Below are 23,371 nucleotides of genomic sequence, written 5' to 3' on the forward strand. Positions count from 1 at the left end.
GTCCGGGCTCACTCGTCGGGGGTGGTCTCCTCACGGATGACCTGCTGGGCCACCCGGAAGGCGCTGTTCGCGGCCGGCACCCCGCAGTAGACGGCGGCCTGCAGAAGGACTTCCTTGATCTCGTCCGGGGTGAGGCCGTTGCGCAGGGCGGCACGGGTGTGGAAGGCGAGTTCGTCCAGGTGTCCGCCGGCGACGAGCGCGGTCAGCGTGACACAGCTGCGGGAGCGGCGGTCGAGGCCGGGCCGGTCCCAGATCTCGCCCCAGGCGTAGCGGGTGATGAACTCCTGGAAGTCGCCGGAGAACTCGTCCGCCGTGGCCAGCGCCCGGTCGACGTGCGCGTCCCCTAGCACCTCGCGGCGGACCTTGAGCCCGGCGTCGTACGGGTCGGGTCTCCCCAGCGCCTCCGGCTGGGCGGCCGCCGGGGCGATCGCGGCGACCGGCCCCGCCTGCGGCGGCACGGCGGCCAGGACCGGCTTGACCGGGGCGGCCGGGACGGCGACCTGGCCGGTGGTGGAGTCGTAGGCGGGCTGCCAGGCCGTGGAGAAGTGCCGGACCAGGAGGTCGGTGACGGCGGCGGGCTGCTCGACCGGGACGAGGTGCGAGGCGCCGGGGACGACGGCGAGCCGGGCGTCCGGGATGCCCGCGACGAGCGTGCGGGCCTCGGCGGGGCCGGTGACCTGGTCGTCGGAGCCGACGAGGACGAGGGTGGGGACGCCGATGCGGCCGAGTTCGGCGCGCACGTCGAAGGAGGCGAGCGCCTCGCACGCGGCGATGTAACAGCCGGGGTCCGTGGTGCGGACCATCTGCACCGCCCACTCGGTGATCGCGGGCTGCGCCGCCGCGAACCCGCCGGTGAACCAGCGGTCCGGGGACGTGCGGGCGATCGGGTCGAGGCCGTTCGACCGGACGATCACTCCGCGCTGGCGGAACTCGTCGGCCGTGCCGAAGCGGGGCGAGGCGGCGATCAGCGCGAGCGAGGCGATGCGCTCGGGGTGACGCAGCGCCAGCTCGGCCCCGATGGCGCCGCCGAGCGCGCAGCCCGCGTAGCCGAAGCGCTGCACCCCTACGGCGTCGAGGGTGGCCAGCAGCCGGGCGGCCAGCTCGGTGACCGAGCCACCGGGGTACGCGGGGGCACCGCCGTGGCCGGGCAGGTCGAAGCGGAAGATCCGCCACTGCTTGGCCAGTTCGGGGACCTGCCGGTCCCACATGTGCCAGGTCGTGCCGAGCGAGGGTCCGAGGATCAGGACCGGGGCGTCGTCCGGCCCGTCGAACCGGTACTGGAGGGCGGGGGTCTGCGTCTCACTCACCGCTCCACGCTAACGTCCCTCGGCCGGTGCTCGGTCCCGGGCCCCCGAATCGGCCCGGACGACTCCCGAACATCGGCGGGCTACTCTCACATCGTCTTCACCTGAGCGCAGGTCACAGGGCGGGCGCGCGGTCCGCGCCGAGCCACGGTCCACGGTGTCGAACACATTTCCCCGCGTGTCGTGTGCCGTGTCGCGGCGCGTTCGGGGTCGCCGGATCGCGTGCGGGCCGGGGCGTGTCAGCCGTCGGTCGCTCCCAGGCCGGTCAGGGCGCCCACCGGGTCGAGGTCCGGGGTGCCTCTCGGCCACCAGTCGTCGTGGCCCGGTTCGGACTCGTACGCGTACCACAGGCCGTCGCGGCCGAGGCGGAGTTGCACGTGGCCGCGGGGGTGGGTGAGGTGGTTGCGCCAGGGGCGGAAGGCCGGCAGGTCGGCGGCGAGGAGCAGCGGGCGGGCGCGGTCGAAGCGGCCGGCCGGCGGGTCCCAGGGTTCCTCCAGGACGGTCAGCGCTTCGAGCCCGCCCTGCCGCCAGGCGGCGACCGCGCGGGCCAGGTCGGCCGGGGTGCGCCCGGTGGCCGCGGCCAGGGACGAGTACAGGGCGCGGGTCGTGGCGGTGAGACCGGAGCCGGGGCGGGCGGCGGCGAGTCGTACCGCGTCCTGCCACAGCGTCAGTTCGGCGACCGGGTCGCGGCCCGTGGTGAGCAGCGCGTGCGCGCGGGCGGCCGCGTCGGTGGCCAACTGGTCCAGTGCGAAGGGGTCCGGGCCGCCGGGCGCGGCCGGGTACACCGGCGGCTGTTCCGGGTGCGGCGGCGGGGGCAGCGGGGCGGGCAGCGGGGGGAGGGTGCGGGGCGCGAGGGCGTCGCGGGCCCGGACCCCCGGCTGTGGGATGGGCTCCTGCTCCTGGGCGGCACGCGCGGCGCGGGCCGCGTTCCGCCGCGACAGGGCGTCCAGCAGCTCCCGCTCGCCCCGGCCCCGCAGCAGCAACAGGACGAACGGGTCCTCGTCCAGCAGCCGCGCCGTCTGGTAGCAGAGCGCGGCCGCGTGCTTGCAGGGGTGCCCGAAGTCGGGGCAGCTGCAACGGGGTTCCAGCTCACCTGGGCCGGGCAGCAGGCGCACGCCGCGTCCGGCGCTGGGTACGGCTCCGGGTGCGGGCTCGGGCTCGGCCCTGGGTACGGCTCCGGGCGCGGGCTCGGGCTCGGCCCCGGGCGCGGGTCCGGGTTCGGCGAGCGTCTGGGGCAGTTCCTTGTCCAGCAGCGCGGCGATGTGGGCCGGCTGCTCCGCCGCCGCGTCCAGGAAGCGGTCCCATTCTTCGTCGCCCAGTGTCCGCAGGCGCAGCTGGACCCGGTAGGGCCGAGCCCTGCCACCGTGCACGTACGCCAGCACCAGCCCCGGTGTGACGGTGACCGCGTCCACCCGCCCCTTGTCGGCGTAGGCCCGCCCACGCGCCAACCGCGCGGGGTCCAACGCGCCCTCCTCCAGCGCCGCCACCCACGCGTTGCCCCACCAGCTCTCCGCGAACGCCTCCCCGGCCGAGGGGCGCGGCGGGAACGGGCGGAAGGTACGCCTCAGTTCACCGTCCCGGGAGGGGGCGGCCATGGTGCGGGGGACACGGCCGCCTGTGGGTGGGGACGGGCGGGGTGACGGTGACCCAACAGCCTCAGGTGACTCGTCAGGTGCCCGACCGGGTTCATCCCACAGCGACTTCGGGTCCCCCGTCTCCGGGCCCGGGCCCGCCGTCTCTCCGGTCATGGTGTCCGGACCCGGCTCGGAGGTCCCGGCACGTTCGTGTGCCGCCTCGGACGGCAACTCGAAAGCGTCGGCCGGCAGTTCGCGTACGGCGCGCACTTGGCCGGCGGAGGCCCGGTCGCGTCCCGTCGCCGCGCGCCGAGGAGTCCGGTCCTCCCCGGCGGTGGCCTCGGCGCGCGTGCTCTCGGCCTCGGCCCTGGCCCGGCCGGTGGCCTCACGGGCGGCCCGCAACGCCTCGCGGGCGATGTCGCCGGGGCGAACGGCGGGCCTGCTTCCCTCCCCTGTCGACGCGCCCGGGCCGGGCCCGCCGGGGAACGGGGGGTCCCCGGGATCGGCGGAAACACGCTCCGCCGGTCGCCGGCCCGGAGCGCTCGGCGTCAACGACCCGTCCTCGACCGGCCGTTCCGTCGGCTCCTCCGCTTCCGGCTTCACCGCTTCCGGCATCGCCGCCGGCTCGTCGAGGCCCGCCGCCCGGGACCGCACGGCCCGGCGCAACGCGTCCCGTGCCGCGTCACCCGGGCGACCGGGGGCCTCGCGAGCCGTCCGGGCCGCGGGCGCACCGCCCGCCGCCGAGTCCTGTGGGTCCTCGGCCTCGGCGCCGTACCTGTCGCGCTCCCGCGCCGCCCGCAAGGCCCGGCGGGCCGCGTCGGCGGGCCGGGTCCCGGCCGCACGATCCGGCCTCTCCTCGCCCGCCGGTGTCTCCTCCTCCCCGCTCACGCCGACCTCCGCAACGACACCAGGTCGGTCAGCTCCCGGTCCGTCAGCTCCGTGAGGGCCGCCTCGCCCGAGCCGAGGATGGCGTCGGAGAGGGCCCGCTTGGACTCCAGCATCTCGGCGATGCGGTCCTCGACGGTGCCCTCGGTGATGAGGCGGTGCACCTGGACGGGCTGGGTCTGGCCGATGCGGTAGGCGCGGTCGGTGGCCTGTTCCTCCACGGCAGGGTTCCACCAGCGGTCGAAGTGGACGACATGACCGGCGCGGGTCAGGTTCAGTCCGGTGCCGGCCGCCTTCAGGGACAGGACGAGCACCGGGGTCGCCCCGCTCTGGAAGCGGTCCACCATGTGTTCGCGGTCCTTGACCGGTGTGCCGCCGTGCAGCAGCTCGACCGGGACGGCGCGGGCGGCGAGGTGTGCGGTGATCAGACGGGCCATGCCGACGTACTGGGTGAAGACCAGCGCGGAGCCGTCCTCGGAGAGCAGCGTGTCCAGCAGCTCGTCCAGCAGGGCCAGTTTGCCGGAGCGGGCGGCGAACCGGTCTCCGGTGGCGCTGCCCGGCTCCTCCTTCAGATACAGCGCCGGGTGGTCGCAGATCTGTTTGAGGGCTCCGAGCAGTTTCAGGACCAGGCCCCGGCGGGCGATGCCCTGCGCCGTCTCGATGGCGAGCAGCGACTCACGGACCACGGCCTCGTACAGCGCGGCCTGTTCGCGGGTGAGGGGGACGGGGTGGTCGGTCTCCGTCTTGGGCGGGAGTTCGGGGACGATGCCCGGGTCGGACTTCTTGCGGCGCAGGAGGAAGGGGCGGACGAGCCGGGCGAGCCGGGTCACGGCCTCGTCGTGGCCGGGGTTCTCGCCGTTCTCCACGGCGCGGGCGTGGCGGGCCCGGAAGGACTTCAGCGGACCGAGGAGCCCCGGTGTCGTCCAGTCGAGGAGGGCCCACAGCTCGGAGAGGTTGTTCTCGACCGGGGTTCCGGTGAGGGCGACGCGCGCGGGGGTCGGGATCGTGCGCAGGGCCTTCGCCGTCGCCGAGTAGGGGTTCTTGACGTGCTGGGCCTCGTCGGCGACGACCATGCCCCAGTCCTGCTGGGCCAGGCGCGGGGCCGTCGAGCGCATGGTGCCGTAGGTGGTGAGGACGAAGCCGCCGTCGAGGTCGTCCAGGGTGCGGTCGGGGCCGTGGAAGCGGCGCACGGGCACGCCGGGGGCGAAGCGGGCGATCTCGCGCTGCCAGTTGCCCAGCAGGGAGGCGGGGCAGATGACCAGGGTGGGTTCGGGGCGGGCCCGGCGCAGATGGAGGGCGATGACCGTGATCGTCTTGCCGAGGCCCATGTCGTCGGCGAGGCAGCCGCCGAGGCCGAGGGAGGTCATGAGGTCCAGCCAGGCGAGGCCCCGGAGCTGGTAGTCGCGGAGGGTGGCGGACAGGCCCGGGGGCGGGTCGACCGGGCCGACGCCGGCCGTCAGCCGGTCGCGGAGGGCCGCCAGCGCGCCCACCGGCACGGCCTCCACCGTCTCCCCGTCGACCTCCGCGGTGCCGGAGAGGGCCACGGACAGGGCGTCCACCGGGTCGAGGAGGCCCAGTTCGCGTTTGCGGGCCTTGCGGACGAGGGCGGGGTCGACGAGGACCCACTGGTCGCGCAGGCGCACGATCGGGCGGTGGGCCTCGGCGAGGGTGTCCATCTCGGCGTCGGTGAGGGGATCGCCGCCGAGCGCCAACTGCCAGCGGAAGCGCAGCAGTTCCTCGCCCTCGAAGAAACCGGTGCCGTCCGTGGCGGAGCCGGGCGCGGGGCGGACCTCGGCGCGGGCGCTCAGGTCGTGGGCCAGGTCCCTGGGCCAGTGCACGGCGACGCCGGCCGCGCCGAGCCGGGTCGCGGCGACGCCGAGCAGGTCGGACAGTTCGTCCTCGGAGAGGGCGAGGACGTCGGGCACGTCCTGTTCGCAGAGCCGGTCCAGGGGCGGCCAGACGCGCGCGGCGCGGCGGACGGCGAGGGCGGCGTCCACGCGTGCGCGGGGCCCGAACGCCGCGTCCGCCTCCCCGGCCCACAGCGCGGCGGCGTCGACGACGAGGGTGGGGTCGGCGAGGCTGTGCACCTGGACGACCGCCGCGCCCGCCCGCAGGGCACCTTCGCTGTCGTCGAAGAGGTCGTGCGCGGCCAGGTCCAGCCGGAGGGAGACGCGTACGCCCGCGTCCATGCCGGCGGCGACCTCGGCCGCCCAGTCACGGGCCTGCGGCAGCCGCTGTCCGGCGTGCGCGGCGAACGGTTTCCCGGAGACGTACGGCGCCGCGGGGCCGCGCGGCAGCGTGTCGGCGACCGCGTCCAGGAAGGACCGCACCAGGGGCTCCGGTTCGGGGAGCCGCAGCGGCCCCTTGCCCGGCAGTGGGACCGCGTGGCCCTCGTACGGCAGTGCAGCGGCGACGGCCCTGAGGTGGGCGATGTCGTCCGGGTCTAGCGGTCCCGCCCGCCACGCGTCGTACCCGTCGGCGGTCAGTCCCGGCAGCAGCCGCCCCCGGGCGACCAGGCGCAGCGCGTGCAGCGCGGCCGCGCCCCAGCAGGCCGTGGCGGGGTGGGCGGCGGGGTCGCGGCGGGCGCGGGTGAGCAGGGGGAGGGCTTCGCCGACCGTCACGTACCTGGCGGGCACGGTGCCTCTGCGCGCTCCGGAGCCGTGCTGTCGTACGACCGTGAGGTCCTCGGTGGCTCCCGGTGGCGGCTCGCCGCCCGCCGGGTCCCAGAACGCGAACCGGCCGTGGCGGGGCAGCGGGGCCGGGAGGAAGACCGCGGCCAGCCGGGCGGGCACGGCCGGCCGCGCGGGGGCGGCCGTGCCGGCCTCGGGAGCAGCCCTGTCCCCCATGTGTCCGGTCACCCGCCTTCGGTCGCGGGAGCCGCCTGGGGTGCGGCTCCGATCAGCTGCCTCCGACTCTACGGGCGGGGTACGACAATCGACGCCGGCGACCGCGGGCGCGCGCGCCCGGACCGGGATTCGCCCTGGTCAGGGCACGGTTCGCGAGACCACGTACACCATCGGATGGTCCGGGTTGGTCCGGTTCACGACGATGTCATGGGTGGGGGCGGGGTTCTTCCGGTCGCTGACGAGGCCGTACCAGGGGCCGACGCCGGTGAAGTCCCAGCCGACGATCCCCCGGTCGCGGGCGTTGATGGCGATCTTGTCCTTCCTCAGGTCGGCGGTGCTGACGCCGACCTGGCCGAGGAAGCTCTCCAGGCCCTCGTTGCTCGTATAGAACTGCACGTAGAGACGGCTGGTCCGCCAGTTGTTCGTCTCGTAGTACGCCACGTGCTTGGAGTACGGCGGGATCGGCACCTGGTAGAGGCGCTGCTGGACCCGGGAGGGCCAGTGGGCGGTGAGACCGGTCGCTGAGTACTTCTCCTCCTTGTCCTTGCCGCTGTCGCGGCTCTGGTTGGCGGAGATCACCAGGTAGCCGGCGGGTACGCCGATGAGCAGCACGATGATCGCCAGGGTGATCGCCCGGCGGCGGTTGCGGTGCACGCGGTCCTCCGCGGGCCGCTCCGGCTCCTCCGGGGAGGAGCCCTGGCGCGGCACCGAGGTGGTCACGCCGTGTCCTGGGTGGTGCGGCGGGCCGCCTCCACGTACCGCGCGTAACGCTCGTAGCGCTCCACCCGGCGCCGGTTGGCGCGACGGAAGCGGCGGGCGACGAGTCTGGCGAGGTCGGCGGCGCCCACCATGCCGGCCTCGGGGCCCAGCTGGGCGCGCGCGATGCGGGCCTCGGGGCGGTAGCCGCGGCCGGTGAGGTGGCGGCGGAAGGCGTCCCGGGCGGGGCCGATCAGCAGGTCGTCGGCGGCCGAGACACCGCCGCCGATGACGAAGCAGGACGGGTCGAGGGCGGCGGCGAGGTTGGCGATGCCGACGCCGAGCCACTGGCCGATGTCCTGGAGCAGCTCGATGCACATCGCGTCGCCCTCACGGGCCAGCTCGGTGATCATCGGGCCGGTGATGTCCCCGATGTTCCCCTTGACGTGCTCGATGATCCCGTACGCCACCGGCGAGTCGGCTGCCGCGAGTTCCCGCGCCTCTCTGACCAGGGCGTTTCCCGAGCTGTACTGCTCCCAGCAGCCGCGGTTGCCGCAGGGGCAACGGTGGCCGCCGGGCACGACCTGCATATGGCCGAACTCGCCCGCGACGCCGAACTTGCCGCGCTTGACCTGACCGTCCTCCAGGATCGCGCCGCCGATGCCGGTGCCCAGCGTGATCATGACCAGGTGGTCCTCGTCGCGGCCGGCGCCGAACCGCCACTCCGCCCAGGCGGCGGCGTTGGCGTCGTTGTCGACCAGGACCGGGACGGCGAGCCGGCCGGCGAGGCGGTCGCGCAGCGGCTCGTTGCGCCAGGACAGGTGGGGGGCGAACAGGACCCGGTTGCGCTCCGCGTCCACCCAGCCGGCGGCGCCGATGCCGACGGCGTGCACGTCGTGCCGGTCGGAGAGGTCCAGGACCAGTTCCGTGATGGTGTCCTCGACGACCTGGGGGCTCTTGGACTTGTCCGGGGTCTCCGTGCGGAGCTTCTCCAGGATGTTGCCGTCGGCGTCCACGACGCCCGCCATCACCTTCGTGCCGCCGATGTCGATGCCGACGGTGGGGACGCGGGGGGCCGTCAGATGGGAGCGGCGCTCGCGCGTTCCCACGGTCCGCAGGACGGTGGCCCGCGCGGAGCCGCGGTGGGTGGAGTCGCGGTAAGTGCTCATCGGGCCGATTCTGCCTTAGCGCTCCGCTTGGTGCGGCGTGGGGGCGGGGGGTGCCGTGGGTTGTTTTTCGGGTGCGGGTGAGTGGGGGCTGGTCGCGCAGTTCCCCGCGCCCCTTTGCGGCGGCTGCGCCGCCTTCCCAGGGGCGCTGCGGGCCGGAAAGGCATTCCTTACGCCCTCACCAGCAATTGGAAGTCGAACGAATAGCGGGACGCCCGGTAGATGTGGGTGCCGTATTCGACGGCGCGGCCCGTGTCGTCGAAGGTGGTGCGCTGCATGGTGAGGAGGGGGGCGCCCTCGGGTTCGGTCAGGCGGCCGGCCTCGTCCGGGGTGGCCGCCTTCGCGCCGATGGTCTGGCGGGCGCTGTGCAGGGTGATGCCCGCGGCGCGCATGAGGCGGTAGAGACCGGTGGCTTCGAGCTGGGGGGAGTCGAGGTCGATGAGGTCGGCGGGGAGGTAGTTGCAGAGGTAGGCCATGGGTTCGCCGTGGGCCAGACGGAGTCGCTCGATACGGTGGACTTCGCCGCCCTCCGCGACGGCCAGGGCCGCTGCGACCTCGGCGGAGGCGGCGACGGTGGTGTTGAGGAGGACGCGGGTGGCCGGGCGCTGGCCGGCGGCCTCCAGGTCGTCGAAGAGGCTGCTCAGTTCCAGGGGGCGTTTGACCTGGCTGTGGACGACCTGGGTGCCCACGCCGCGGCGGCGTACGAGCAGTCCCTTGTCGACCAGGGACTGGATGGCCTGGCGGACGGTCGGGCGGGAGAGGCCGAGGCGGGCGGCCAGCTCGATCTCGTTGCCCAGCAGACTGCCCGGAGTCAGCTCGCCGTGCTCGATCGCCGCCTCCAGCTGCTGGGACAGCTGGAAGTAGAGCGGGACCGGACTGCTGCGGTCGACGCTGAGCTGGAGCGACACGGTCGGAGCCTCTTCTGGTTTCGGCACGGGCCGAGCGTAGCCCCGGTGCCTGGTGACGGGAAGTTGCGTGGTTCGGTTGTCCGGACAAAGCATTGACACAGCGGCGGGTACGACCCCACTTTGTTTCCCATGCGCATCGGACTCATCGGCGCGGGTCGCATCGGGACGTTTCACGCGACCACGCTCAGCCGCCACCGTGATGTCGGCTCTCTGATCATCACGGACGTCGATCCGGCTCGGGCCCACGACCTCGCGGATCGCCTCGGCGAGACGGTGGCGCCGGGAGTGGACGAGATCTTCACCTGGGGTGTGGACGCCGTGGTCATAACGGCCGCGACCTCGGCCCACGGCGAACTGATCGGTCGGGCAGCACGCTCGGGTCTCCCGGTGTTCTGCGAGAAACCCGTCGCCGTGGACCTGCCGAGCACGTTAAGCGCGCTGACCGAGGTCGACGCGGCCGGGACGGTGCTGCAGATGGGCTTCCAGCGGCGCTTCGACTCCGGCTATGTCACCGCGCGGGAGGCGGTACGCGCGGGCCGGCTCGGGCGGTTGCACACCGTACGCGCGCTCACGGCCGACCGGACGCCGCCGCCCGTGCACTACCTGTCGGTGTCCGGCGGGATCTACCGGGACACCCTGATCCACGACTTCGACATCGTGCGGTGGGTGACGGGGCGCGAGGTCGCCACGGTGTACGCCACCGGGTCGGACGCGGGGCACCCGATGTTCCGGGAGGCGCACGACCTGGACACCGCCGCCGCCGTGCTCACGCTGGAGGACGGCACGCTCGTGACGGCGACGGCGGCACGGGTGAACGGTGCCGGGTACGACGTGCGGCTGGAGCTGGCCGGGGAGCTGGACACCGTGGTGGTCGGGCTGGACGACCGTACGCCGGTCGCGTCCACGGAGCCGAAGGGGCCACCGCCGGCGGACAAGCCGTGGACCGGCTTCCTGGAGCGCTTCGCCGCCGCCTACGAGGCCGAGATCGCCGCTTTCGTGGAGGTGGTGCGCGGGGAGCGGGCCAATCCGTGCGACGGGCGTGAGGCGCTCCAGGCGCTGCGGGTCGCCGAGGCGTGCGAGCTGTCCCGGCTGGAGCACCGGCCCGTGAACCTCGGAGAGATCGCGGGGGGTCGGGAGTAGGGGTTGGCCTGCGGCGTGCGGGGTCCGCTTCGTCCGGGGGGCCTGGGTGGGTTTCGCGGCCGCGGGTCCGGTGGGGGCTTGTCGCGAGGTTCCCCGCGCCCTTGAGAAGGTGGGGCTGCGCCCCTGCCGTCTCAGCGCCCCGGCCGGGCTGTCCCGGCTCGGCGCAAACCCGCCCTCACCAGCGCAGCGGCAGGCTCCGTACCCCCCGTATCAGCATGCCCGGCAGCCACTCGCCCGGCGGGCCGTCCGGGGCCAGGTCGGGGCAGCGCCGCAGGAGGGTCCGGAGGGCGACGCCCGCCTCCAGCCGGGCCAGCGGGGCGCCGAGGCAGAAGTGGATGCCGTGGCCGAAGGCGAGGTGGCCACGCGTGTCGCGGTGGAGGTCGAAGCGGTCGGGGGCGGGATACCGGGTGTCGTCGCGGTCGGCGGCGGCCAGGCCGATCAGCACCGAGTCGCCCGCCGGAATGGCCGTGCCCCCTATCTCCAGCGGCTCGGCGGCGAAGCGGAACGTCGCGTTCTCCACTGGGCCCTCGTGCCGCAGGGTCTCCTCCACGACCGCGTCGACCAGGTCCATGTCGGCCCGCACCTCGGCGAGTTGCCCGGGGTGGGTGAGCAGGGCGTGGACGGCGCCGGTGATGAGGTTGACCGTGGTCTCGTGGCCGGCGACGAGGAGGATGAAGGCCATGCCGCGCAGTTCGGCGGGGGACAGCCGGTCGCCGTCCTCGTCGGTCGTCCGGATCAGGGCGCTCAGCAGATCGTCGGCGGGCGGCGCGCAGCGTTTGTCCTCGATCAACTCGCCCAGATAGACGCCGAGTTGCAGGATGGCCTCGTACTCGCTCTCACCGCTGGTCGGCGCCACCGCCTCCGTGGACAGCTTGCGGAAGGCCGCCCGGTCGATCTCGGGCACACCGAGCAGCTCGCAGATGACGGTGAGCGGCAGCGGGTACGCGAACGACTCCACGAGATCGGCGCGGCCCCGCGGCACCATCGCGTCCAGCAGCGAGTCGGTGATCTCCTGGATTCTGGGCCGCAGCCGCTCGACCCGGCGGCCGGTGAACTCGCGGGTGATCAGCCCCCGCAGCCGGGTGTGCCGGGGCGGGTCGGCGACCAGCAGGTACGGGCCGATCAGCTCCTCGTCGAGGAATGTCGTCCCGATCTTCGAGCCGTCCTTGGACAGCCGGGGGTCGGCGAGCGCCGCCCGCGCCTCCTCGTACCCCACGACGAGCCAGACCTCGTGGTGCGCGTCGTGCTTCGGCAGCCGGACCCGGTGCACCGGGCCGCGCTCGCGCAGTTCGGCGTAGACGGGGTGCGGGTTCTCGGTGAACCCCGGCCCGTACTCACCCAGATCGATCACATGCTCATGCCCCATGACTTTCCCCCTCGCCCCTTCAACTCCCCGCCCGGCTCAGGAGTGCCCGTCGTCGTCCAAGAGCCCCGCGTCGTACGTCAACAGGGCGATCTGCACCCGGTTGTTGAGGCCGAGCTTGGCGAGGATGCGGGAGACGTGGGTCTTGACGGTGGCGACGCTCAGGAAGAGTTCACCGGCGATCTCGGCGTTGGAGGCACCCCGGCCGACGGCGACGGCGACCGCGCGTTCGCGGTCGTTGAGGACGGCGACCCGGGAACGGGCGGCGCCGCGGCGGGTGTCGGGGGCGCCGCCGGCGGCGTGGGCCATGAGCCGGCGGGTGACGGCGGGCGAGAGGACGGGGTCGCCGGCCGCGACCCGTCGTACCGCCTCGACGATGTCGGCGGGCGGAGTGTCCTTGAGGACGAAGCCGGCGGCGCCCGCGCGCAGGGCGCGCAGGACCTGGTCGTCGGCGTGGAAGGTGGTGAGGACGACGACCTGCGGCGCCTCCGCGCGGGCGCGCAGCCGCTCGGTGGCCGTGAGGCCGTCCACGGTCGGCATCCGGATGTCCATGAGGACGACGTCGGGGCGGGTGCGGTCGACCAGGGCGTCCACCTCGTCGCCGTCGGCGCCCTCACCGACGATCTCGATGTCGTCGGCGCCGCCCAGCATGAAGGAGAGCCCGGCGCGCACGAGGGGGTCGTCGTCGACGAGGAGCAGTCGGATCGCGGTCATCGGCCCACCGTTCGGGAGTCGGTCGTGAAGCACGTACGGGAGTCGGTCACGGGGCATGCCCGGTGTCGGTCATGGGGTCCTACCGTAATGACGCCCGGCCCGGACCGCCGCGTCGCCACGGCCGACCCGTTAGTGTCGGCCGGTACGGCATTCAACTGACGGAGGTTTTGGGTGCGTTACCGACTCCTGGGCCGGACCGGGCTGCGCGTCTCCGAGCTGTTCCTGGGCGCCATGACGTTCGGGGAGCAGGGTGGGGTGGGGGCGCCCCGGGAGGAGTGCGCGCGGATCCTCGACGTGTACGCGGAGGCCGGCGGCAATGTGATCGACACGGCCGTCAACTACCGGGGCGGGGAGAGCGAGCGGATCGTCGGCGAACTGCTCAAGGGGCGGCGCGACCGGTTCGTGCTCTCCACCAAGTACACCGTCTCCCGCGACGGCAGCGACCCCAACGCCGCCGGCAACCACCGCAAGAATCTCGCGCTGTCCCTGGAGACGAGCCTGCGGCGCCTGAACACCGACTACGTCGACATCTACTGGGTGCACATCTGGGACCGGAACACGCCGGTCGAGGAGACGATGCGCGCCCTCGACGACGCCGTACGGTCCGGGAAGGTGCTCTACACCGGCATCTCGGACGCCCCGGCCTGGGTGGTCGCACGCGCCAACACCCTCGCGGAGTGGCGGGGTTGGTCGGCACTGTCGGCGCTCCAGGTGCCGTACAGCCTGCTCAACCGGGACATCGAGCGCGAGCTGCTGCCGATGGCGGAGGCGTTCGGCATGTCGGTGGCGGCCTGGAGCCCGCTGCAGAACGGCCTCCTGTCCGGCAAGTACACCCGCCCGGGCGGGGTGGCGCCGGGCACCGCGACGCGGCTGTCCGCCGAGGCGGTCGGGGAGCGTGAGCGCGCGGTCGCGGAGGCCGTGCAGAGCGCCGCGGACGAACTCGGGGCCACCCCGGCGCAGATCGCCATCGCCTGGACCATGGCCCACTCCCCCGCCGTGCACCCCATCCTCGGCGCTCGCCGTGTCGAGCAGCTCATGGACAACCTGGGCGCGGCCCGGCTCGTCCTGCCCGAGGAGGTGCTGGCCCGGCTGGAGGAGACCACCGCCTTCCGCCTCGGCTTCCCGGGCGACTTCATCGACGAGGCGTCGGCGTGGGTGTACGGCTCGGCGGGGCAACGGGTGGTGCCGCGCTCGGTGTGACGTCGCCGGGCGCTCCTCAGGCACGCAGGCGTACCCCGTACCGGGTGCGCAGGCGGCGTACCTCCCACCACGCCACGGCGGTCACCGAGGCCGGGCCGCCGATTAGGGCGGCGAGCTGCACCAGGGGCGGGCCCGGCGGCGGCCCGCCGACGGCCAGGCTGAGGGCGGCGAACTCCCACACCAGGGCGCCGGTGAGCAGCGCCGGGAGCGCCGGATGCACATCGGCGGTGTTGAAGGCGCTGCGCACGGCGGGGCCGGAGGCGAAGGCGATGAAGAGCAGTACCCAGAGCAGGGGCACGAGGAGGGCGAACGGCGCCCAGACGTTCATGTCCGGCGCCAAGTGGGTGCGTGCGTAATAGATCGCGCCCGCGAGGAGCGGCACCGCCGTGAAGGCGCCGACGTACCACAGGGCCGATTTCCCGGCGGTGCGCAGCGGGGCGCGCATGGCCCGGCGGGTGGCCGGCGACGACCAGTGGAAGAGGGCGGCGACGACCACGGGCGCGCTGAGCAGCAGCAGCCACGGGGTGACGAACAGCCGCATCGTGAACTGCTGCTGCGCCTGGTCCACGTCCTCGGGCTTGCCGTACACCGCCAGGATCAGCAGGGACATGAGGGTGGCCGTCCAGGCCCGCCGCTTCTGCATCCGCGCCACGTCGTCGTCCACGAGGCGGTGGCGGGCGCGGGAGGGAAAGATCCGCCGGGCCGGGCGGCGGGCGGAACGGGCCAGCGGATAGCCGACCAGCAGGCCGACCACCATCGGCCAGGCGCACATCACGGCCATCGCCCACAGACAGCCGTGCAACCGCAGCCCGCTCAGGAACTCCCGCAGCGGCGGCCATTCGTCCTCCCGCAGCCGCCGCACCAGGGTGGGCGGCACCTGCGGACCGTACGGGTGAGGGGGGTGGGGGTACGGCGGCGGGCCCGGCTGGGGTGGTACGTACGGTCCCGGGGGCGGGGGGTGGGGTCCTCCGTTCGGCTGCCAGGGCGGCTGATACGGGTTGTGTCCCCCGAAACTCACTGCGCTTTCCTCCCGAGACACCAGGTGTGCTGTGCCGCACGGCACGCACGCGTCGGTACGCGTCAACTGGCCATGATGGTGGACGAGATGACGTCGCGCACGCCGTAATCCGTCGTCAGTCCCAGGGCAGCCGGGCCCGCACGTGGTACCCGCCGTCCGGCTCGGGGCCGTGGTCCAGGCTGCCGCCGGCCAGTGTGGCGCGTTCGGTGAGGCCGATGAGGCCCTGGCCGGAGCCGGGGACGTGCGGGACCTCCCCCGGGGGCGCCGGGTTGCGTACGACGACGGTGAGTCCGTCTCCCGGGGCGCCCGTGACGGTGACGGTGACCTCGGCGCCGGGGGCGTGCTTGCGGGCGTTGGTCAGGCACTCCTGGGCGACGCGGTAGGCGGTGCGGCCGATCGAGGCGGGGACGGCGGCGCGGTCGGTGACGTGCTGGTCGAGGGCGACCTTCATACCGGCCTCCCGGCACTCGGAGACGAGCGTGTCGAGCGCGGCGAGGGTGGGCTGGGGGCGGCCCGCGTCGTCCGGTTCGCCGGCGCGCAGTACGCCGATGATCTCCCGCAGGTCCTGGAGGGCCTCGTGGGCGCTCTCCCGGATGACGCCCGCCGCGCGGACGATCTCGGCGCGGGGCGCGTCGGGCCGGAACTCCATTGCGCCCGCGTGCACGCTCAGCAGGGTCAGACGGTGCGCCAGGACGTCGTGCATCTCGCGGGCGATGGCCTCACGGGCGAGCCGTTGCGCCTGCTCGGCCCGCAGCGCCGCCTCCCGCTCGGCGCGCCGGGCGCGGTCCCGGAAGCTGAGCATGAGCTGCCGCTTGGAGCGTACGAACATGCCCCAGCCGACGGTGGCGGCGGTGAGGAGCACGGTGAGGAGGACCGCCCAGGGGTAGGCGACGTCCGGGTCGGGGCGCAGCCAGAAGAACAGCGGGTTCAGGACGAGGCTCGCGCCGCCGATCCAGGCCACGTAGCGGAAGGGCCGGTGCACGGTGAGCGTGAAGAGGGCGACGAGGCCGGCCCCGCCCGCGGTGTTGGACACGAAGCAGACGGGGACCATCGCCACGGCGAGGCCGACGGGCCAGCGGCGGCGCAGCCATACGGCGGCGCAGGCGAGGGCGCCCATGACCTGGTCGAGGACGGCGAAGGCCTGCGGCAGGTCGTGCTCGTTCCTGACCGCCTCCACGCCCAGCAGACCGATGAACACGGCCAGCAGGAAGCAGGTGAAGTCGACGACCCAGTCACGCGCGGTCCGCCCGGGCCGGCGTCCGGGGCGGCCGGACTCCCGCGCGGGTCCGGGGCTGGGGCCAAGGCCGGGGCTTTGGTCGAGCCCGGGGTCGTGGTCGTCGTCGAGCAGGGCCGACGGCAACAGCCAGCTCCGCCCGGGGAAGGCCGGGGGCTCCGGCACCGGCTTGTCACCATTCACGGTCGACAAATCTACGCAGGACCGGAGGCTGCCACCTCCCTCACGCCGGTGGTCGCGACGAAAGTCGCGGTCCGGGCTACTTCGGTCGGTGCCCGGCCCGGTGGATCGGTACTGAGGTCGGACAGGCCTCGCCCCGCGGCCGATGCGGGTGGGGAGGCGGCGGGACGAGGATCCTGGACATGAAGCAGTTGTTGGAGCTTTTCGGATTCCTCGCCCTGCTGCAGGGCACGGGCGGTCTCGTGTACGAACTCACCGGCAGGCTGGGGTGGGGGGTGACGCAGCGGTGGAGCGCCCTGGACGGCTACGAGCTGTACGTGAGCATCGCGCTGATCGTCCTGGCCCTCGCCCTGTTCGCGGCGGCGGAGAGCCGGAAGTCCGGGTGACCCCGCCTGCCGTGACGGGCCGTGCCGCGGGGCGGGCGTTCTGTGAGGCGCAGCCGCCCCAGGCCCCCGCCGAGGGGCTCCGGGGTGGCGGGGGCGCTGCTCAGCCGCCCAGTTCCTGGTGGCGGGTCGACAGGTGGGTGCTGCCCTTCTGCGTCAGGGAGCCGAAGAGGCGCAGGCGGGAGATGCCGCCGTCGGGGTAGATGTCGACGCGGGCGTGGGTGGCCACGACCGGGGTGTCGAGGACGAAGCGGTGCGGGGTGTCGGGCTGGAGGCGGGTGCGGGGGAGGATCTCGGTCCAGTCGCCGTCGTCGCCGTCCTCGCCGTCGCGCACCGAGACCGTGGCCCAGCCCGCCGCGTTGCCCTTGAGGTAGGCCGTGTCGATCTCCAGGGCGCGGATCTCGGACTGGGCGGCGAGGCGGTAGCGGATCCAGTCGTTGCCCCGGTCGCGGCGGCGGCGGGTCTCCCAGCACTCGTGCATCACCCGGGCGCGGCCGGGCTGGATGGTGTTGGTGGCGGGTGAGTAGAAGAGGTTGGAGGCGTCCTCGGCCAGGCCGCCGTTCTCCAGGGCGACCACGTCGAAGGTGCCGAGCGCGGCCAGCCAGGCGGGGTCCGGCACGACCTCGCCGTACACCCGCAGGCGGGCGATGCCGCCGTCGGGGTGCTGGTTCAGGCGGAGGTGGGTGAAGCGCTGCTCGACGGAGACCTGGAATCCGTTGGCCGCGTGGCCGCCGACCGGGGTGCGCGGGACGAGGGTCGTCCACTTCACGTCGTCGGCGAGCAGGTCCTCCGGGGAGGGGGCTCCGGCCACGCACGCGGCCTCGACGGAGACGGCCTGCGGGTAGTTGCCGCGGAAGTGGGCCGTGTCGACGACGATCCCGCGGATCACGCCGGGCGCGCCCAGGCGGATCAGGGCCCAGTCGTGGTCCTCGGCGGTCGGCCAGGGGTGGTCGGCCGAGGCGCCCCGGCGGCGGCGGGTCTCCCAGCCGTCCATGATCTTGCCCTTGTGCCCGAAGTGCTCGGGGTCGAACTCGGCGCGCTCGGGCACCAGCAGGTTCTCGCGGTGGGCGAAGAACTCGTCGTTGGCGGCGATCACACCGGCGCCGAGCCTGCGGTCGGCGAGGTCGGCGTACCGGGTGAAGGGGAAGTCGGCGGTGCGGTAGTCCGCGTACGGGTCGCCGCCGCCGTACGGGTTCGCGTCGCCGGTGAAGCTCGCCGACGGGGAGTGCTGCTGCGCCGTCACGATGATCAGGTCTGCCTTTCGGTGGTCGTCCGCCGCGGGTGCGGTGGGTGGATCAGGGGGTGCGGGTGAGGAGTCGTCCCTTCGGGGCGGTGAACCGGCCGTCCGCGACGATGCGTTCGCCGCGCAGCCAGGTGGACTTGACGACGCCGTACAGGGTCTTGCCGGCGTACGCGGTGACGCGGTTGCGGTGGTGGAGCGCGGCCGGGTCGACGGTGAAGGTCTCGTCGGGGGCGAAGACGGCGAAGTCGGCGTCGCGACCCGCCTCGATGGCGCCCTTGCGGTCGTCGAGGCCCACCAGTTCGGCCGTGCGCGACGACATCCAGCGGACCACGTCCTCCAGGCCGTGGCCGCGCCCCCGGGCCGCCGTCCAGACCGCCGCGAAGCTCAGTTGCAGGCCGGAGATGCCGCCCCAGGCGGTGGCGAAGTCGTCGGTCTTCAGGTCGGCCGTCGACGGGGAGTGGTCGGTGACCACGCAGTCGATCGTGCCGTCCGCGAGGGCCTGCCAGAGGAGGTCCTGGTTGGCCGATTCCCGGATGGGCGGGCAGCACTTGAACTCGCTGGCCCCGTCCGGGACTTCCTCAGCGGTGAGGGTGAGGTAGTGGGGGCAGGTCTCGACGGTGATGCGTACGCCGTCGCGCTTGGCCTCGGCGATCAGCGGGAGCGCGTCGCCGGAGGAGAGGTGCAGGACGTGGACGCGCGCGTCGAGGCGGCGGGCTTCGGCGATGAGGGTCGCGATGGCGGTGTCCTCGGCGTCACGGGGGCGGGAGGCGAGGAAGTCGGCGTAGCGCGGGCCGCCCCGCTGGGGTGCTGCGTCGAGGTGGTGGGGGTCCTCGGCGTGGACGATGAGCAGGCCCCCGAAGCCGGCGATCTCGGCCAGGGAGCGGGCGAGTCCGCCCCTGTCGAGGTGCGGGAACTCGTCCACGCCCGAGGGGGAGAGGAACGCCTTGAAGCCGAAGACCCCGGCGTCGTGCAGCGGCCGCAGGTCCTTGACGTTGTCGGGCAGGGCGCCGCCCCAGAAGCCGACGTCGATGTGCGCCTTGTCGGCGGCCACCTCGCGCTTGGTGCGGAGGTGGTCGGGTGTCGTGGTCGGCGGGAGGGAGTTGAGCGGCATGTCGACGAGGGTGGTGATGCCACCGGCCGCCGCGGCGCGCGTGGCGGTCCAGAAGCCCTCCCAGTGGGTGCGGCCGGGGTCGTTGACATGGACGTGGGTGTCGACGAGGCCGGGCAGCAGGACGTGGTCGCCGAGATCCTCCAGGCGGGCACCGGACGGTACCTCGGCGTCGTACGGGAGTACGGCCGTGATCCTGCCGTCCGCGACGGCGACCGCGGCGGGGCGCGATCCGTCGGGGGTCAGGACACGCGTCGAGCGCACCACCAGTTCAGCCTCGGACACCGGGACCCCTCTCGCCGTACCGCTGTTCACTTCCGCGTCACGGTATTTACTTCCGCGTAACGGAATTCAACGTTCTGTTGAAGGAGTTTTCACCCCCGCCTCCGCCCCGTCAAGGGCGCACCCCTCCACTCTGCCTCGACCGCATCCACTCTGGATGTTTTCACAAGACGGAATTAGAATTCCACTGAGCAGAACGTAGTGACGCACAAGCGAGCAGTCAACGAACTGCCCGGTAGGCTGCGACCTCCCTGCCATCCGAAAGGACCGTGCCCGTGCCGACCTCCAGCGCCAGCGCCACCGAGTCCACCAAGTCGTCCTCCGGTGGCGTCCAGTCCCTGGAGCGCGCCTTCGATCTGCTGGAGCGGATGGCGGACGCCGGCGGCGAGGTGGGCCTCAGCGAGCTGTCCGCGAGCAGCGGGCTGCCGCTGCCGACCATCCACCGGCTGATGCGGACGCTGGTCGTCTGCGGCTACGTGCGCCAGCAGTCCAACCGGCGGTACGCCCTCGGCCCGCGTCTGATCCGTCTCGGCGAGTCCGCGTCCCGGCTGCTCGGCACCTGGGCGCGCCCCTACCTCGCGCGCCTGGTGGAGGAGACCGGCGAGACGGCGAACATGGCACTCCTGGACGGCGACGAGATCGTGTATGTCGCCCAGGTGCCGTCCAAGCACTCCATGCGGATGTTCACCGAGGTGGGCCGGCGGGTGCTGCCCCACTCCACCGGCGTCGGCAAGGCCCTCCTCGCCGACGTCCCGGCCGACGAGGTCCGCGCCCTGCTGGCCCGTACGGGCATGCCGGCCGCCACGGACAAGACGATCACCACCCCCGACGGCTTCCTCGCCGCCCTGGAGGACGTCCGCGCCCTCGGCTACGCGGTCGACGACAACGAACAGGAGATCGGCGTCCGCTGCCTGGCCGTCTCCGTCCCCGACTCCCCCACCGCCGCCGCCATTTCCATCTCCGGCCCGGCGGGCCGCGTCACCGAGGCGGCGACGGAACGCATCGTGCCGGTGCTGCGCCAGGTGGCCGTGGAGCTGTCGGAGGCGCTGGCGAGTTCGGGGACGGGCAACTGAGGCAGTAGGGGCGGGTGTTCGGCTGAGAGTTCAGCGGGGCCGGGCGACGTAGGCCCGGCCCGGCCCGGTCAGCGCCGAGGCGGCTCCCCGAACAGTTCCACCGCCGTACGCACATCGGCCAGCCCCCGCGACAACGCGCTCACCGACCCGATCGACCCCGCGATCAGCAGCAGGGACCGACGCAGTCGCGGCACCTCGGGCATCCCGGTGACCGCCATCGCCGCGAGCGCCGCCAGCTCGTCCTCCGCGATGCCCCGGTCGGGGAACTCGGCCGGATGCGCGGCCAGTTCACGACGCAGCCGGGACACGGCCGACCGCAGCCCCGCCACCTTCGGATCCTCGTCACTGCCGGTCACTGGCCTCTGCCCCAAGCTCCGCAACACAGCTCTCCCCCCTCTCGCCCACTCCCTCGTGCGCGAGCCTGGCCGCGCGCCGGAGCACGGCCGGCCACCCGTGGCGTCGGTCGGGCGCCGGGGGTGGCGCGGGACAGTTAACGCCAACGGTGTGGCGAACGCCACCACGGGGACCGAAATTCAGTCCCGGGGCATCGCAAAGCCCCTCCCCACTCCGTCCGGCCGCGCGGGACAGCTGCGTCCGGTCGGGTATGCAGGAGACATGACGCACCACGAGGCCCGGAGACACCCCGGGAGCCCGGTCGCCGGACTGCTGCTGGCCGCCGGCGGCGGGCGGCGCCTCGGCGGCCGCCCCAAGGCCCTGCTGACCCATCGGGGCCGCCCCCTGGTCGAACACGCGGTCGGGGTACTGAGGGCGGGCGGCTGCACCCGGATCCACGTGGTCCTGGGCGCCGACGCGGCGACCGTACGCGCCCGTGCCGAACTGCCCGGCTGCGTCCTGGTCGACAACCCGGAGTGGGCCGAGGGCATGGGCTCGTCGCTGCGGGCCGGACTGGAGTCCCTGACCGGGACGGGCGCCGACGCCGTCCTGGTCTCGCTCGTCGACCAGCCGGGCATCGGCCCGGAGGCGGTGGCCCGCGTCCTCGCCGCGTACGGGTCGCGAGAGTCGCTCGCGGCGGCCGCGTACGAGGGCGAGCGGGGTCACCCGGTCCTCTTCGGCGCCGGCCACTGGGCGGGGATCGCCGCGACGGCCACCGGCGACCGCGGGGCGCGCGCCTATCTCCGGGCCCACGGCGACGCGCTCGCGCTCGTCGAGTGCGGGGACGTGGCGCGGCCGTACGACATCGACACCGAGGCCGACCTCGGCCACCTGGAGTGAGGGGCGTGGCACCCGGCGCCGCCTGCCTCGACCCGAAGAATCTCGACATCAACAAAAGATTGAACTTCCACCATGAGGAAACTAGTATCCACTGTTCAGAAGCGCCCGACTCATCCGCGGGCGTTCACCGCCCCACCCGGGTCGACCGACACCCGGTGCCGCGCCCGCTGAAGGAAGTGACCGCTCATGTCCGCACCAGCGCCGTCCCCGCTGGCCATCGTCGACGCCGAGCCCCTGCCCCGCCAGGACGAGGTCCTCACCGAGGCCGCCCTCGCGTTCGTGGCCGAACTGCACCGCCGGTTCACGCCCCGGCGTGACGAGCTGCTGGCCCGCCGCGCGGAGCGGCGCGCCGAGATCGCCCGCACCGCCACGCTCGACTTCCTTCCGGAGACCGCCGCGATCCGCGCCGACGACTCGTGGAGGGTGGCCCCCTCCCCCGCAGCGCTGGACGACCGCCGCGTCGAGATCACCGGCCCCACCGACCGCAAGATGACGATCAACGCCCTGAACTCCGGGGCCCGGATCTGGCTCGCGGACTTCGAGGACGCCTCCGCGCCCACCTGGGAGAACGTGGTCCTCGGCCAGGTGAACATGGCCGACGCGTACACCCGGAGCATCGACTTCACCGACGAGCGCACCGGCAAGTCGTACGCCCTGCGCCCGAACGAGGAACTGGCGACGGTCGTCATGCGCCCGCGCGGCTGGCACCTCGACGAGCGGCACCTCGTCGACGCCGACGGCACCCCCGTCCCCGGCGCGCTCGTCGACTTCGGCCTGTACTTCTTCCACAACGCCCAGCGGCTGCTGGACCTCGGCAAGGGCCCGTACTTCTACCTGCCGAAGACGGAGTCGCACCTGGAGGCCCGCCTCTGGAACGAGGTCTTCGTCTTCGCACAGGACCACCTCGGCATCCCGCGGGGCACCGTCCGCGCGACCGTCCTGATCGAGACGATCACGGCCGCGTACGAGATGGAGGAGATCCTCTACGAACTCCGCGACCACGCCTCGGGGCTGAACGCGGGCCGCTGGGACTACCTCTTCTCCATCGTGAAGAACTTCCGTGACGGCGGGGCCAAGTTCGTCCTCCCGGACCGCAACGCGGTCACGATGACGGCCCCGTTCATGCGGGCGTACACCGAACTCCTCGTCCGCACCTGTCACAAGCGCGGCGCGCACGCGATCGGCGGCATGGCCGCTTTCATTCCCTCGCGGCGCGACGAGGAGGTCAACAAGGTCGCGTTCGAGAAGGTCAAGGCCGACAAGGACCGCGAGGCGAACGACGGCTTCGACGGTTCCTGGGTCGCCCACCCCGACCTGGTGCCGATCGCCATGGCCTCCTTCGACGCGGTCCTCGGCGACCGGCCGAACCAGAAGGACCGCCTCCGCGAGGACGTCGACGTCAAGGCCGCCGACCTGATCGCCGTCGACTCCCTGGACGCCCGGCCGACGTACGCCGGATTCGTCAACGCCGTGCAGGTCGGCATCCGGTACATCGAGGCCTGGCTGCGCGGTCTCGGCGCGGTCGCCATCTTCAACCTCATGGAGGACGCGGCCACCGCCGAGATCTCCCGCTCCCAGATCTGGCAGTGGATCAACGCGGGCGTCGAGTTCGAGCACGACGGGAGCACGGTGAAGGTGACGCCGGAGCTGGCCCGCGAGGTCGCGGCCGGCGAACTGGCCGCCGTCCGCGCCGAGATCGGCGAGGAGGCCTTCACGGCCGGCCACTGGCAGCAGGCCCACGACCTGCTCCTCCAGGTCGCCCTCGACGAGGACTACGCCGACTTCCTGACCCTCCCGGCGTACGAGCAGCTCAAGGGCTGA

At 73.5% G+C, this 23,371-nt stretch carries 19 protein-coding genes; 6 read left to right on the forward strand and 13 right to left on the reverse strand.

Going from position 1 to position 23,371, the window contains the following annotated elements; translation table 11 throughout:
- Positions 1-8: 8 nt before the first annotated feature.
- From pcaDC to ACWCRJ_RS06905, 6 genes are all read right to left on the reverse strand, one after another.
- On the reverse strand, positions 9-1,307 hold the full coding sequence (gene pcaDC / locus ACWCRJ_RS06880; RefSeq protein ID WP_450938297.1) for a bifunctional 3-oxoadipate enol-lactonase/4-carboxymuconolactone decarboxylase PcaDC: 1,299 nt from the start codon (positions 1,305-1,307) through the stop codon (positions 9-11).
- A 236-nt stretch (positions 1,308-1,543) separates the two neighbouring features.
- Positions 1,544-3,766, reverse strand: a complete 2,223-nt coding sequence (locus tag ACWCRJ_RS06885; protein WP_450938298.1) for an SWIM zinc finger family protein — start codon at positions 3,764-3,766, stop codon at positions 1,544-1,546.
- Positions 3,763-6,609 carry an SNF2-related protein gene (locus ACWCRJ_RS06890; RefSeq protein ID WP_450938299.1) on the reverse strand — a complete coding sequence of 949 codons (2,847 nt, stop codon included), beginning with the start codon at positions 6,607-6,609 and terminating at the stop codon, positions 3,763-3,765. The genes ACWCRJ_RS06885 and ACWCRJ_RS06890 overlap by 4 nt, the downstream gene beginning before the upstream one ends.
- A 138-nt stretch (positions 6,610-6,747) precedes the next feature.
- Positions 6,748-7,329 (reverse strand): sugar kinase, encoded by a 582-nt coding sequence (locus ACWCRJ_RS06895; protein ID WP_450938300.1) that lies wholly within the window; start codon positions 7,327-7,329, stop codon positions 6,748-6,750.
- Complete coding sequence (locus ACWCRJ_RS06900; protein ID WP_450938301.1) at positions 7,326-8,474, reverse strand: ROK family glucokinase; 1,149 nt, start codon at positions 8,472-8,474, stop codon at positions 7,326-7,328. Before ACWCRJ_RS06900 ends, ACWCRJ_RS06895 begins: the two co-directional genes overlap by 4 nt.
- Before the next feature lie 167 nt (positions 8,475-8,641).
- Entirely contained in the window at positions 8,642-9,379 is a 738-nt protein-coding gene (locus tag ACWCRJ_RS06905; protein WP_450938420.1) for a GntR family transcriptional regulator, read from the reverse strand.
- A 129-nt stretch (positions 9,380-9,508) separates the two neighbouring features.
- Here ACWCRJ_RS06905 and ACWCRJ_RS06910 point away from each other — a divergent pair, with 129 nt between their 5' ends.
- Positions 9,509-10,519 carry a Gfo/Idh/MocA family oxidoreductase gene (locus tag ACWCRJ_RS06910; protein WP_450938302.1) on the forward strand — a complete coding sequence of 337 codons (1,011 nt, stop codon included), beginning with the start codon at positions 9,509-9,511 and terminating at the stop codon, positions 10,517-10,519.
- 175 nt (positions 10,520-10,694) lie between these two features.
- Here ACWCRJ_RS06910 and ACWCRJ_RS06915 read toward each other — a convergent pair whose 3' ends face one another.
- Together ACWCRJ_RS06915 and ACWCRJ_RS06920 are read right to left on the reverse strand one after the other, a co-directional pair.
- On the reverse strand, positions 10,695-11,885 hold the full coding sequence (locus ACWCRJ_RS06915) for a cytochrome P450 family protein (protein WP_450938303.1): 1,191 nt from the start codon (positions 11,883-11,885) through the stop codon (positions 10,695-10,697).
- A 36-nt stretch (positions 11,886-11,921) separates the two neighbouring features.
- A complete protein-coding gene (locus tag ACWCRJ_RS06920; RefSeq protein ID WP_450938304.1) occupies positions 11,922-12,596 on the reverse strand; it encodes a response regulator in 675 nt (224 codons plus the stop codon).
- A 171-nt stretch (positions 12,597-12,767) separates the two neighbouring features.
- Here ACWCRJ_RS06920 and ACWCRJ_RS06925 point away from each other — a divergent pair, with 171 nt between their 5' ends.
- A complete protein-coding gene (locus ACWCRJ_RS06925) occupies positions 12,768-13,796 on the forward strand; it encodes an aldo/keto reductase (protein ID WP_450938305.1) in 1,029 nt (342 codons plus the stop codon).
- 16 nt (positions 13,797-13,812) lie between these two features.
- On the opposite strand, the gene ACWCRJ_RS06930 is transcribed toward ACWCRJ_RS06925, so the two are convergent.
- Together ACWCRJ_RS06930 and ACWCRJ_RS06935 are read right to left on the reverse strand one after the other, a co-directional pair.
- A complete protein-coding gene (locus ACWCRJ_RS06930) occupies positions 13,813-14,658 on the reverse strand; it encodes a hypothetical protein (RefSeq protein WP_450938421.1) in 846 nt (281 codons plus the stop codon).
- Between the two features lie 271 nt (positions 14,659-14,929).
- Positions 14,930-16,231: a sensor histidine kinase gene (locus ACWCRJ_RS06935; protein ID WP_450938306.1), complete on the reverse strand. Its 1,302-nt coding sequence runs from the start codon at positions 16,229-16,231 to the stop codon at positions 14,930-14,932.
- 179 nt (positions 16,232-16,410) lie between these two features.
- Between ACWCRJ_RS06935 and ACWCRJ_RS06940 the strand changes: the two genes are divergently transcribed.
- A complete protein-coding gene (locus tag ACWCRJ_RS06940; RefSeq protein WP_450938307.1) occupies positions 16,411-16,614 on the forward strand; it encodes a hypothetical protein in 204 nt (67 codons plus the stop codon).
- A 100-nt stretch (positions 16,615-16,714) separates the two neighbouring features.
- Here the strand turns inward: ACWCRJ_RS06940 and alc are convergent, their stop codons facing one another.
- Entirely contained in the window at positions 16,715-17,854 is a 1,140-nt protein-coding gene (alc, locus tag ACWCRJ_RS06945; protein ID WP_450938308.1) for an allantoicase, read from the reverse strand.
- A gap of 52 nt (positions 17,855-17,906) precedes the next feature.
- On the reverse strand, positions 17,907-19,247 hold the full coding sequence (gene allB, locus ACWCRJ_RS06950) for an allantoinase AllB (RefSeq protein WP_450938309.1): 1,341 nt from the start codon (positions 19,245-19,247) through the stop codon (positions 17,907-17,909).
- Positions 19,248-19,519: 272 nt separating this feature from the next.
- On the opposite strand from allB, the gene ACWCRJ_RS06955 reads away from it, so the two are divergent.
- Entirely contained in the window at positions 19,520-20,317 is a 798-nt protein-coding gene (locus tag ACWCRJ_RS06955; protein WP_450938310.1) for an IclR family transcriptional regulator, read from the forward strand.
- A 68-nt stretch (positions 20,318-20,385) separates the two neighbouring features.
- On the opposite strand, the gene ACWCRJ_RS06960 is transcribed toward ACWCRJ_RS06955, so the two are convergent.
- Positions 20,386-20,673, reverse strand: coding sequence for a DUF5955 family protein (locus ACWCRJ_RS06960; RefSeq protein WP_005482211.1), 288 nt, complete (start codon positions 20,671-20,673; stop codon positions 20,386-20,388).
- 259 nt (positions 20,674-20,932) lie between these two features.
- On the opposite strand from ACWCRJ_RS06960, the gene ACWCRJ_RS06965 reads away from it, so the two are divergent.
- On the forward strand, positions 20,933-21,550 hold the full coding sequence (locus ACWCRJ_RS06965; RefSeq protein ID WP_450938311.1) for a nucleotidyltransferase family protein: 618 nt from the start codon (positions 20,933-20,935) through the stop codon (positions 21,548-21,550).
- Between the two features lie 186 nt (positions 21,551-21,736).
- Positions 21,737-23,371, forward strand: coding sequence for a malate synthase A (aceB, locus tag ACWCRJ_RS06970; protein ID WP_450938312.1), 1,635 nt, complete (start codon positions 21,737-21,739; stop codon positions 23,369-23,371).

This window comes from Streptomyces sp. NPDC002324 (assembly GCF_053593335.1).